Genomic DNA, 12,403 nt, shown 5'->3' with positions numbered 1-12,403 from the left:
CCTACCAGGTGGGTGCCGGTGTCACCACCGACGAGGGGCCGAGATTGCGACTGGGTTACGAGAACCGGCGGCTTAACCGTTGAATGACCGACATCAGCAATGTTCGCAAATGCGGAAAACAGCCTTTCATATCAGTATCATTGCGCCGGTAACAAAATCGTGTTTACTGTTTGGGGACATTTCTTAAGGTCTAATTCCCATTGTTCCAACTTGCTCAAAACACATTATACGATTGGGCCGGATATCTGGGTGTAGGGTTCTACTTAGCATCATACGCGCTTTTGCAAATGGGCCTTGTCCGGGGCTCGCATTATCCCTACGCAATCATGAATCTTTTCGCAGCCAGCCTGGTTTTGCTCAGCCTTTCCGTAAAATTCAATTTGTCGGCCGCGATCATTCAGATCATGTGGATCGTCATCAGCACCTTTGGGATTTGCCGCCTGTATGTGATTGAACGGACCACGCGGTTCAACGAAAACGAACTCAAGCTTATAAATGATGTCCTGTACGACATGCCCAAACCACTTGCCCGCAAGTTTCTGAACCGGGGGATTTGGATCGACGCGGACGTGGGAACGGAGCTTACCCGGGAAGGCGAAGAGGTTGAGAATCTCATTTATTTGCTGAGTGGCCGGGCGGACGTCATTTCGCAGAGAAAAAGCGTCGCGTCGATCAGGGGCGGTTTCATCGGCGAAATGAATGTAATGCAGCCGGGCCCGGCCTCTGCCACCGTCATCATTGACCAGCCCGCCCTGATTTTCACTGCTTCCGGCGAAGCGTTGCGCAAGACCGCGAGTACCGACAGCGAATTTCGCGCTTACCTGCAAGAGCATTTGGCCTTGGCGACACGCACCAAACTGATCGAAGCGAATAGTCGTTTGTCGCAATCAGAGCAACGCAAGTGAGCGCATTTACGGATGCAAAGTCTGCCAGTCCACAACTAAAACAGGCGGCCATCGGAGTTGTTATCGGGTTTGACAACCTGGGACACGCCGTTGCGCTCGCTGCCCTTGTGTTTGCCGGAGAGATGATCGCGGGCGCGATGATCGGCATGATCATTTTTCTGGTGGCGGCCATTCTGGGAACGCTTTCTCTCAACACGCGCCGCTCTTTCGCTGCGCCGATGTTTTCAAATGTGCAGAACGTTCCTATCGCGGTTCTGATTCCGGTGATTTTTCTGATCCACACCATGGACCTGAACGACAGCGAAAAGATACTGAATGTTCTGTTGCTCCTTGGCCTTACGGCCATAATGACCGGAATCGCTATGATTGCGATCTCTGCGTTCGACCTTGGCCGGATGATCCGCCTTATGCCCTTTGCCGTCACAACCGGTTATCTGGCCGCATCTGGCACACTTCTTATCCGTTCTTCCTTTTATGTCGTTTGCGAAGGTCAGAATTGCAGCCTGCTGACAATTTTTTCCAATGCGGGCTCGACCGGACTTATACCTTTGCTGACAATTTTTTTTGCCATGTTGTTGTGGTGTGCCGCCAGGCTTTCAAAGCACTTCGGAACGGTATCCTGTGTGGCCCTGAGCATAGCCCTTTTCTACCTGGTTTTGTTTGTTTTGGATGTTGACGCCACTGAGGCGCGAAGTGCCGGGCTTTTACCTGAGAATTTGAGTGCAGCAAGGGACGTTCCGGATTTTGCCGCCTCATTTTCCGCACTTAAATTTGATATCATTCTGGAAAACTGGCCCATTGTCACTGCGGCAATTCTGCTTGGGATTTTCGGCGCAATGCTGAATGTGGCCGGTGCGGAAATAGCCGTCGGGCGCGATGTGGATACGCGTCAGGAAACATTCCGCGCAGGTGCAGTCAACCTGGTGACGGGCTGTTTCGGAAGCAGCGTCAGCTATGTTAGCCCCGGCAACACTACCATAGCATCCATGATCGGGGCGAAAGGCCGGTATGCTCCTTTTGCAGCCTGCATTGTGATGGGCGGTGGCGCGTTGTTTGCCAATGAGATTTACACCAGCGTGCCAAGGTTTGTTTCTGCCGGCCTGCTGATGTTTCTGGGGATTTCAATTGTCAATAAATGGCTGCTGTCCGAGTGGCGCCGCCAGCGATTTTCGGATTGGCTTTTAAGTTTCGCAATTGTCGCGGTTGCGCTGACTCTGAAGATGCCGACCGCTATTGTCCTTGGCATCGTAACGGCGTCTTTGATCTTTGCGGTGAACTATGGCCGCTTGTCAGTGATACGAAACTCGGCAAACCTTGGTCGCGTCCGCAGTACGGTTGACCGCGGCCCGCTTCAAACCGATTTTCTGGATCAGCATGGGCATGAAATTGCAGTCGTTTCCCTGCAGGGGTTCCTGTTCTTCGGATCGGTCATGCAGCTTTCGGCGCACATTCGTAACCTCTTGAAACAAACCCAACCTGTTAACACTGTTGTCCTGGATTTCAGAGGGGTCAGCCGAATAGATGGGGCGGCGATTGTTGCCTTGCATAAACTTGAATTGCTGGCATCCGAGAGGTCCGCTCAGGTGATCCTTTGTGAACTGAACCCACATGTCTTGCAGGAAATCGAGCGCCGATCGGTTCTTGAGGGGAGCCGCACGTTCAAAGTGTATGACACTTGCGATATCGCGCTTGAAACCCTGGAGGATGATTTGCTGCGCCGTTTGCCTCTTGCAGCCAGTGAGGAAACCGCAAAGTCTGCTTTGATTGAAATGACGGGCAGTCAAGACATCGCCGAGCGGTTTTTGACCATAATGGATCGCGAGTTGGTTCCGGAAGGCACATTGTTATTGAAGGAAGGAGAAAAGTCAGGCGACGTTTTCATTATAGATCAGGGTAGCTTATCGGTTTACATTAAAGATAAAGATGGAAAGGATATTCGCGTGCTCAAACAAAAATCTGGGGCTATCGTCGGAGAAATCGCCAGTTATTCAGGCAAGGGCAGAACGGCGAACGTAGTCGCGGATAGTCAAACCGTAGTGTATCGTTTTGCCGAAAACCGTATAAGAGGTGTACAAGAATCTGAGCCAGTCTTGGCTGCGATTTGGCACAAGGGGATGGCTTCGGCACTCGCCAAAAAATTGCAACGCACGAACCAAATTTTAGGTGATCAATCATTATGAGTTACGACTTACTTCTAGTCATGTTGATTTTGTTTCAGACAAAGCATCTTGTTGCAGATTTTGTTTTTCAGTCGACTTGGATGATTCAAACAAAAGGTATCTATGGCCACCCTGGTGGCCTATGCCATTCGGGTATGCATGCGGTTCTGGGGGCTGCCGTCCTGTTGTTTGCACCGATTTCGATAGCGATGGTTGTTTTGATCTCTGCCGCCGAATTCATAGTTCATTACCATGTGGACTGGATCAAAGACCGAAAATTGAAAGAACTAGGATTTACAGCTAGTGAAAAAGGCTTCTGGATTTTGGCCGGTCTGGACCAGTTTGCTCATCAAGTTACCTATGTGGGTATGTTGTTGGTCATTACACGCGTTGCATGACCCGATCCAAATGCAACACGCAAGAGTGATAAAAGTTGATTTTATGTAAAAATTACTAGAAGGTTAGGCGTATATACGCATTTCGCGCTTACTGATTTTGATGATATAGAATAGGGATTTCTGCATGGTGACGCATTGTGCATCTAGGTTGCTCCCGTTGATTGTGAGCCCACTGTTTTCATTTGTTTTGGATGTTCCGTCGGCAAGAGCCGAGTCCATGCAATCTGCGGTGCATGCGGCTGTGACGACAAACCCGAAAGCGCAGGCTGGAAAAGAGAATGTAAAGGCGTCAGCGCTTGAGCTGCTTCAGCTCGAAGAGGATTTCATGCCGCGCCTCTCTCTTTACGGCGACGCTGGTGCGCAGTATTTTGATGACCCGACGCGATTGTCGCCCCAAGATAACCGTCGTACCCGCTTTGGGCGTGAAATAGGACTGGCCGCAGAAGTAACGCTCTTTGATGGTTATCGCCGCGCAAACCGGGTTTATCGGAATTCAGCCAGGGTAGATGAATCGATCTTCAAGCTGCTGGATGCATCAGAGACACTCGCCCTGAATGCGGTCGAGGCATATATTGATGTCATTCGCCACACTGACTTGCTTGGTGTTGCTGATCAAAACATTCGCCGACATGTTGAAATATCGCGCTCGGTCAAGAAGTTGGTCAAGGTCGGCCGTCTGTCATCAAGCGACGAGTTTGAAATAGATGAACAGTTGCTGGCAGCACGGTTGAGCCGACTGGAAGTCAACCAAGCGCTCGAAAATGCGAAAGTGCGTTATGAAACTGTGATAGGCCATAAGCCGACCGCCAACATGTCTGTCCCAAATGTTCGAGAGCTTCCGGATACTCTGCGCGAACTGTTAATTCGAAGCGTGAGCAATAATTTCCGGGTGCGTTTGGCTGATACCCGCGTTCAACAGAGCAAGTACCAAGCCGGAATAAACCGCTCAGATGAACTGCCAGAATTGAAATTGCGTGCAGGTATCCGCCACGGCGCAGATCTGGATGGATTGTCCGGAAGTGAGTCTGATGCTTTTGTGGGGCTTCAGCTTAATTGGGATTTGTATGCCGGAGGCCGAAAGGCTCGCCGTTCGGCCCTGAGCCGTCGAACGAGCGAGGCTCTGGCTGAAAGAGCGGAAGTTGTCCGCGAGGTGCAGGAACTGACGTCCAGAGATTGGATTTCTTATGGCACCGGGATAGAGCGCACTGTTCTTCTGGGGAATCAGAGGGCGGCTGCGCGCAAGGCGGCGGATCAATATCAGATGCAGTTTGATGGCGGTACACGAAGCCTGTTGGATGTTCTGGATGCCGAAAGAACCTTTTTCAACGTACGGTTCGAAGAAGTGAGCGCGAAAGCCAGCCTAGCCTTCAGCCAATTCCGGCTATTGGCAACGCAAAGTCAGTTGGCCAACTATTTTGGAGCCCGTCCGGCGGATGTGCCGCTTATGCCCAATTACGAGAAGCGTGCACGCGCGGGCCGCCCTGCTGCTATTTTCAACACTGAGATCCGTGCCCTCGAATGAAAAATAGCGTGACAGCGGAGCGCTTGGAAACGCCCTCTGGGTCTCGGCCAGGATCCGAAAAAGAGCCTGCTTTGGCGACTGCGGCATGGCTCGCTTCTTTCCACGGTTGTCCGTGGACAGATAATGCCGCTACGGCGCGTCTGCCTGCCAATTTTGAAAGCAGGGACAAATCCAACCTTGTAAGATTGTTGGCCGCGGCCGGATTGAAAGCCCGTTTGGTTCTGCGGAAACCTAAGGAAATTGATCCCGCAGTCCTGCCCGCTGTTGTGTTCAGCCGCTCAGGTGAACCGATCATTCTGGTTGAATTTTTGGATGGGCAGACAAAAGCACGCATTCTGGAACCTGGGAATGAGGCCTCGGAGAGTGAAATCAAGCTGTCGGATCTGAAGCGGCGCATCACAAACGAGGTCATGTTGGTGACCGTCGACGATGAAGGAGCCGAACGCCGACTTTCAGCGGATCGAAGCAATGACCGTGGGCATTGGTTTTGGCGCCCGATGCGCGAGAATTGGGGCGAATGGGGGCAAGTGTTTTTCGCGGCGTTATGTATAAATATACTTGGTCTGTCGCTGCCGATTTTCGTCATGAATGTATATGACAAGGTTGTTCCAAATCTGGCCTTCGTGACGCTTTGGACGCTTGCGCTTGGCGTGAGCATTGCATTGATACTGGATTGGGCGTTGCGTACCGTCCGTGCAGGTATTGTCGAGCGTGTCGGACGACGACTCGATAACAGAATATCGGCAGGACTTTTCCAACATGCGATGGCCTTAAGGCCAGAGGACTTTTCTGTCGGGTCAATTGGCGTCGCGAGCCACATTCGTGATTTTGAAACAGTACGGGAATTCTTCGGATCTGCGAGCTTGCTGTCGCTTATCGATCTTGTTTTCATCGGTCTGTTTTTTGTTGTCCTGTATTTCATTGTCGGCCCCCTTGCATATGTCCCGATGATTGCGGTGCCTGTGATGCTCGTGCTGGCGCTCGCGGCACAGGTGCCGCTTGGGCGGGCGACACGTGATACCCAATCCTTGTCCCGGCGTAAAAACGCGGTTCTGATCGAAACGCTCTCCGGTTTGGATACCGTAAAGTCTCTCAACGCAGAGCCGGAAATGCAGCGGGAATGGAACCGCTCAAGTGCGATCGCGGCACGAATAGGCGGGCGCGGCCGGTTCTGGTCCAACTTCACGGCCAATGGCACGATGGCCATACAGCAGTTTGTAAGTGTGGGCATCGTTGTTTGGGGGGTGTTTCTGATTGCGGAAGGCAGCATTACGGTTGGGGCTCTGATCGCCGCCAATATACTGGCCAGCAGGGCGCTTGCTCCGCTCGGCAACATAGCACAAACGATATTCCGGGCGCAGTTCGCATGGAGTGCATTGAAATCTCTTAGCGCGTTCATGGCGCTCCAGCCTGAGCGGGATCAGAAAATTCATAGCAATTTCAGAGTAAGCAAGGGTGCGGTTCAACTGAGCGATGTCACCTATACCTATCCGAACAAAGAAGTGCCCGCGGTGAGGGATTTTTCCTTAACGATCAAACCCGGCGAAACCATCGCCCTGCTGGGGCGGGTCGGATCGGGCAAAAGCACACTGGGTAAGCTTCTCAGCGGACTGCTGGTGCCCCAACGCGGAACCATCCTCATCGACGGCCACAGTTTAGGTCAATATGATCCGTCCGAGCTGCGGTCGGGGGTCGGATATCTGCCGCAGGATACCGAGTTGTTCACGGGAACGCTTCGCGAAAACCTGCTGATCGGATGCAGGTCTGCACCGCCCGACGAGATTGACAGGGCGCTGCACTTGGCTGGTGCGGACGAGTTCATCTCGACGCTTCCCAAGGGTCTTGACCAGTTTATCGGTGAAAGGGGCTCCCACCTTTCCGGCGGACAGCGTCAGGGCCTGGCGCTTGCCAGGCTCTTGTTGCGCCGGCCCAAAATTGTTTTTCTCGATGAACCGACCAACGCAATGGATCGCGACATGGAAACCTTGGTTGCCCAGAGATTGCGCGAGCTACCGGATAATGAAACATCGCTGATCCTGTGTACGCACCGCCCCGCACTTGCGAATTTGGCTCATAGAATGATTGTGATGGATTCCGGACGAAAGGTTCTTGATGGACCGCGAGACGACGTGATGTCCAAGCTAAATGCCGTGGGCATCAAGAAGCAGGCGGGGGAACATTAACTATGTTCGGAGCCCGGGTTGAAGAAGAATTCGTCAACAACGCTAATAGTCGTCCCCCGAGGGAAACGGGCGGATCGATCAAGTTACTTCTTGCAGTTCTGATCGCCGGACTAGCTGGTTTTATATTTTGGGCCGCGAATTATGAAATCGAAGAAGTCACACGCGGACTGGGACAAGTTGTGCCGTCCAGCCAGATACAGGTTATCCAAAGCCTTGAGAGCGGTATTGTTTCAAAGATTAATGTTGAAGAAGGCGACATTGTGAACGCCGGTGATGAACTGATCCGAATTGATGACACTGCGGCCGGTTCCCAAGAGGGCGAACTGCGCAAACGTGAGGCGGCACTTCTTGCCGAGTTTGTCCGCATCGAGGCCGAAGCCACGAACTCTGGAAATTTGGTTTTTACCAACGAGCTTCAGTCCCGAGCGCCTGATGCTGTTGCGGCGCAACGGGAGGTGTATCTGTCCCGAAGAACGCAGTTCGAGACTGAAGTCCTTGTTCTCAGAGATCAACTTGCGCAAAGAAAAGGCGAGTTGGAAGAACTCGAAGCGCTTCGGGAAAAGCTGCAAAAGCAGGTTGCGCCATTGCTGAGAGAACTCGAACTGACCGAGGGGCTTGTCGAAAGCGGGGCGGTGCCCGAGATCGAATTTTTACGGCTGGAGGGACGTCTGGCCGAGCTCGAGGGCGAGCTTGCGATCAGCAACGCACGCCTGCCTAAAACACGGGCCGCAATCCGCGAAGCTGAAAATCAGATCGCCGCCGCGCAATCCTCTTATGTGTTGGCGGCGCGTGAGCGTATGACGCTGGTCCAAGCCGACTTGTCGGTGCTTAAAGAAGCGTTGCGTGCCGCAACTGACCGAGTCACAAGAACCAGCCTGCGCGCACCGGTGCGTGGCGCAGTCAAAACAGTACACATTACAACGATTGGTGCTGTTGTGCAGTCTGGAGCCCGGTTGGTCGAGATCGTGCCCATTGATGACCGATTGCTGGTCGAGGCACGTATCCGGCCCAAAGATGTGGCTTTTGTTCGCCCGGGCGATCCTGCATCGGTCAAGATTACAGCATATGATTATACCACCTACGGCGATTTGGATGGCCGGGTGGAACGTATTGGCGTAGATACGATTGAGGATAGCGAAGGAGAAAAGTTTTTCCGGGTCATGGTACGTACCGAGGAAAGCAACCTAGCCGAAAGAGGCGAAGCCCTACCGATCAGCCCGGGCATGATCGCTCAGGTCGACATTCAAACAGGTCGGAAAACGGTTCTGAAATACCTGATGCGACCCTTCTCTCGTGCGAAGGCCGAAGCATTGCGCGAGAGGTGATTTATTTCGTCTCGGCAACGTAAACTCCATCCCACTCGTCGCCCGGCGCATTCTCCGAGAAGGCTTGAATTCTCCGAACATAAAGGGCCGCATAGTCGGCAATGTCTATGTGTAATGCTTTCGCGTCACCCATGAGGCGATCCAAAGCCGATTGCGCGCCCATCCAATCTTTTTGATTATAGGCGGAGCGCATTGCTGAATTTGTCTCGCTCAAAGCGGCAAAGGCACTGTCTTCACGCATTTCAACCCCGCCCAAAAGGCCGAATATGCGCTCGGGCCGCGTCTTTCCTTTAACGCGGATCAAGTCCAGTTCAATGACTGCAAACTCGCGTTCGACAGCCCGCGCGGTGCTTTCGCCCAGAACGATTTTGATCCCGTAGGCTTTTGATTGCCCCTCCAGGCGTGATGCAAGGTTCACCGCGTCGCCAAGGGCTGTATAGTCGAAGCGTGTATCGCTGCCCATGTTGCCAACGATGCAGGTCCCGCTGTTGATCCCGATGCCGACATCGATTGGCAAGACGTCTTCATCTTCGGCATTTTGCAGTCGGATGCGATTGAATTCCTCGATGTCTTTTTGCATCGTGAGAGCGGCGCGGCAAGAGGCATGTTCGTGGTCGGCGGTTTCAAGGGGCGCATTCCAGAACGCCATCACGGCGTCTCCCATGAATTTGTCAATCGTTCCGCGTTGATCCAGAATGGGTTTCGACAGCACGGTAAGGAATTGGTTCATCAGCTTTGTCAGCCCGCCGGGATCCTCTCGATATTTCTCGGAAAGAGTGGTGAATCCTCGGACATCACTGAACAGAATAGTCAACTCGCGCCGGTCGCCGCCGAGCGAGAGCTGGTCGCGATTTTCCGCAAGGCTCGCGACCAGATCCGGAGAGACATATTGACCGAATGCGGATCGGATATGTTGCCGCAGGCGTTCCTCGCGCAGATAGTTCAGACTGGACATCAGCATAACTGATGAAATGATGCAAAAGGCAGGCCATACGGGATCAATGAGAATCTGGTTTGTACTGAACAGATAGTAAGAACTGCCAGCCCATCCCACCGCCAGAGAAATGGTCAAGGCAATCATCAGAGCCGCACCACTGCGTGGAGCGATCAGTACCACGAAGAAAGACAAAATCAGCGCTGCGACAAGTTCAACCGCAACAGCATAATTGGGACGCTTAAGAAGCGTTTTGGACAGGATATTTTCCAGCAGTTGGGCGTGAATCTCAACTCCAGGCATCGGTTTTCCCAGAGGTGTCGGGCGAAAATCCTCTAACCCGATCGCCGAGGTTCCGATCAAAACCAGATGCCCGGCCAATCGCTGAGCAGGCAGGCGATCTGCCAGAATGTCTGCGGCGGAAACATAGCGCGCCCGCGATGAGGGGCTGTAATATGGCCATACCGAGCCGTCAGAGGCTGTTTCGATAAACTGTCGTGCCAGTACGACGCCTTCGATCCCGGCTTCATTCACGCGAACCGCAAAGGCGTCGCCCCCCGTTGCCACCCTCAGCAGTTCCGGCGCAAGCCCAAGACGTATCTGATCCTGAACCCGCATTACGAGAGGCACACGGCGGTAAATTCCATCTTCATCTGGTCGCACCGAAAACATTCCCCGCCCGGTCGCCGCGTCCTCCAGTACAGGCAGATTCTGCAAGATATCCGGAAAGCTATTTAAAAACTGATGAGGGTCTCCGCCTATCACAGCGTGCGCTACGGCGCGCATTTTGACCTTGGTGTCTCTGTTTGCGTCATTCGTCCGTACACTGGATTGCCCAAGTATCACCCGTGAGCTGGCGATCGCCTTTGCAAAAACGTCGTCATTCCGGGGCATGCGCCTGAGTTCTTCGAGCACTTCAGGCGTAAAAGATGGATTGTCCTCGGCAATCTTTTCCGGCGACAACCGATCGGGTTCGGAAAATACGATGTCAAATCCAAGAGCCACAGCGCCGTTGCGCGATATGCCTGTTACCAAGTCGCCCATGCGCGTGCGTGGCCAGGGCCATTGCCCCAATTCCTCAAGGCTGGCGTCGTCAATATCCACAATCGCTACCGGCAACCTTTGTGGTTCACGCGGCTTGATACGCTGGTAGAAATCAAAGGCCGTGAAGCGCATTTCCGATACGATGCTGGGGTCCGCAATGCGAATTGCAAGCAGGCAAAACACAAGAAGCGCGCCCAAGAGGCGACCCAAGCCAATGCTTTGAAACAAGCCCGTGAGGAGATCTGCGTAGCGCAACTGTAAAAATTTCCCGCCGCAAGAACCGAATTGCTTCACCAAAGACGGCAAAATGCACGCCGTCAACAGTCAACTTTTTGTGTCCACTATAGACGGGAAGGGCGAAATTCGACGTTCGCCGCTAAAATTTTGCTCCGAATCGTCTAGGTGTGTATGCTGCTTCAATAATTTTATGTTTATTTTGGGGCGAAACCATGCGTGACATTGATTTTTCAGAGCTATCCGTGATCGACGGAGATGTCATCTACCTTGATGCGACCGGGGTGTCTCAGGTCACTATGCCCGATGCCGGTCAGCTGTTTTCAGGTGAATTTGTCAGGTTCGGATCCGATTTGATTGTGCAGAGTGATGGCGCGCCCGATGTCCGGATAACCGATTATTTCCGCCAAGGGGAACCCGCTGATTTGCTATCTCCCGATGGCGCAATTCTGCGCGGAGACCTTGTTGAACGCCTGGCTGGCCCCGAAGCGCCGGGCCAATACGCGCAAGTGGGCGAGACCCAGTTGGCCGATCCAATCGGTCAGGTCGAATCCGTGGAAGGTATTGCTTACGCACAACGCACTGACGGTACGCGTGTAGAGCTTGATGTCGGCAGTCAGGTTTATGAAAACGACGTCGTTTTTACGCAAAGTGACAGCAAGGTGTCGGTGACTTTTGCTGACGGTACTATCTTTTCGCTCGCTTCAGATTCTCGGATGGTGCTCGATGAATTGGTTTACGAAGTGGGTGGAGACCAGAATAAGGCTGTTTTCGATCTCATTGAGGGCGGCTTCGTGTTCATTGCTGGCGAAGTGGCTAAAACCGGTGACATGGACGTTAATACGCCTACCGCCACCATGGGCATTCGGGGAACCACAGTCAAAGTTGATATGGCAACAAATGCGGGCGTGACCACGGTTTCCGTATCGCTCAATCAGGATCCGGACGGCGGGTACGGCGAAATCGAGTTGCTGGATCTCGAGGGTAATCTGATCGCGACGATAACCAGCAGCGACAAGAAATGGATAATTTCGCCTGTGGATGGCGAAACGCAAGCTGTTGACCGAACGGCTGGTGATTTTGCCGATGACGCCGATATTCTGGCTGATGCAGCCAACGCTTATGCTCTTGCCTATGGTCGTGTTGAGAATGGCGAGACATTCGTCGAACTCGGAACAAGCAGTCGGCAGAGAGGTACCCAGAATCCCGTCGGCGAGAACGAGGCGAACCCTCAGAATGATGGTGCGCCGGGAGATAAAGGCAGAAACGATTTAAACGATGAACCTAGTGGCGGAAATAACAACAATACATCTGACGGGTTGGAAAAAGAAACCAGATTTCAGACTGACGAAGAGCCGGTCGTGCGAGTGGTCCAAGACGACAGTGTGACCAATGGCGAGGACGCCACGATAGTCGTTTCTGTTCTGGCAAATGACACCGGTGATTCACTTACATTGGTTTCGGCGACGGATGGTTCGAATGGGACCACCACGTTAAATGGTGACGGGACGATCACTTATACACCAGATCAAAATTTCTCTGGTGTTGACCGTTTCACTTACACGGTCTCGGACGGTCAGGGCGGCAGCGACACGGCCACGGTGACGGTCAACGTGACCCCGGTGAACGACGCGCCGGTGGCGCAGGACGACAGCGCCGTCACGGCCGAGGACACCAGCGTGCAGATCGCGGTTCTGGG

General features: G+C 53.1%; 8 protein-coding genes. 7 read left to right on the top strand and 1 reads right to left on the bottom strand.

The features are described 5' to 3' along the window. The first annotated feature begins 200 nt into the window (after nucleotides 1-200). The 6 genes from AC221Y_RS12895 (at nucleotide 201) to AC221Y_RS12870 (ending at nucleotide 8,492) form a co-directional block, all read left to right on the top strand. On the top strand, nucleotides 201-905 hold the full coding sequence (locus AC221Y_RS12895; protein WP_486707461.1) for a cyclic nucleotide-binding domain-containing protein: 705 nt from the start codon (nucleotides 201-203) through the stop codon (nucleotides 903-905). Next, nucleotides 902-3,085: a cyclic nucleotide-binding domain-containing protein gene (locus AC221Y_RS12890; RefSeq protein ID WP_486707460.1), complete on the top strand. Its 2,184-nt coding sequence runs from the start codon at nucleotides 902-904 to the stop codon at nucleotides 3,083-3,085. Before AC221Y_RS12895 ends, AC221Y_RS12890 begins: the two co-directional genes overlap by 4 nt. Beyond that, nucleotides 3,082-3,462: a DUF3307 domain-containing protein gene (locus AC221Y_RS12885; RefSeq protein WP_085828618.1), complete on the top strand. Its 381-nt coding sequence runs from the start codon at nucleotides 3,082-3,084 to the stop codon at nucleotides 3,460-3,462. Before AC221Y_RS12890 ends, AC221Y_RS12885 begins: the two co-directional genes overlap by 4 nt. 163 nt (nucleotides 3,463-3,625) lie before the next feature. After that, a complete protein-coding gene (locus AC221Y_RS12880; protein ID WP_486707462.1) occupies nucleotides 3,626-4,984 on the top strand; it encodes a TolC family protein in 1,359 nt (452 codons plus the stop codon). Beyond that, nucleotides 4,981-7,167, top strand: a complete 2,187-nt coding sequence (locus AC221Y_RS12875; RefSeq protein WP_486707459.1) for a type I secretion system permease/ATPase — start codon at nucleotides 4,981-4,983, stop codon at nucleotides 7,165-7,167. The genes AC221Y_RS12880 and AC221Y_RS12875 overlap by 4 nt, the downstream gene beginning before the upstream one ends. Before the next feature lie 2 nt (nucleotides 7,168-7,169). Beyond that, complete coding sequence (locus AC221Y_RS12870) at nucleotides 7,170-8,492, top strand: HlyD family type I secretion periplasmic adaptor subunit (protein WP_486707458.1); 1,323 nt, start codon at nucleotides 7,170-7,172, stop codon at nucleotides 8,490-8,492. Nucleotide 8,493: 1 nt separating this feature from the next. On the opposite strand, the gene AC221Y_RS12865 is transcribed toward AC221Y_RS12870, so the two are convergent. Next, the gene (locus AC221Y_RS12865) at nucleotides 8,494-10,725 is read right to left on the bottom strand and encodes a CHASE2 domain-containing protein (protein WP_486707457.1); all 2,232 of its coding nucleotides are present in this window, start codon (nucleotides 10,723-10,725) and stop codon (nucleotides 8,494-8,496) included. A 194-nt stretch (nucleotides 10,726-10,919) separates the two neighbouring features. On the opposite strand from AC221Y_RS12865, the gene AC221Y_RS12860 reads away from it, so the two are divergent. Further along, nucleotides 10,920-12,403: Ig-like domain-containing protein (locus AC221Y_RS12860; RefSeq protein WP_486707456.1), on the top strand; the 1,484-nt coding region annotated here is incomplete at its 3' end.

This window comes from Boseongicola sp. (genome assembly GCF_057460485.1).
Note: the sequence above shows the minus strand (reverse complement) of the source record. Positions and strands in the feature narration are given on the sequence as shown.

What these genes read in the sequence shown, in the direction of transcription:
- AC221Y_RS12885 (WP_085828618.1), top strand. Translation starts at nt 3,082, where the DNA reads ATGAGTTACGACTTACTTCTAGTCATGTTGATTTTGTTTCAGACAAAG.
- AC221Y_RS12875 (WP_486707459.1), top strand. Translation starts at nt 4,981, where the DNA reads ATGAAAAATAGCGTGACAGCGGAGCGCTTGGAAACGCCCTCTGGGTCT.
- AC221Y_RS12870 (WP_486707458.1), top strand. Translation starts at nt 7,170, where the DNA reads ATGTTCGGAGCCCGGGTTGAAGAAGAATTCGTCAACAACGCTAATAGT.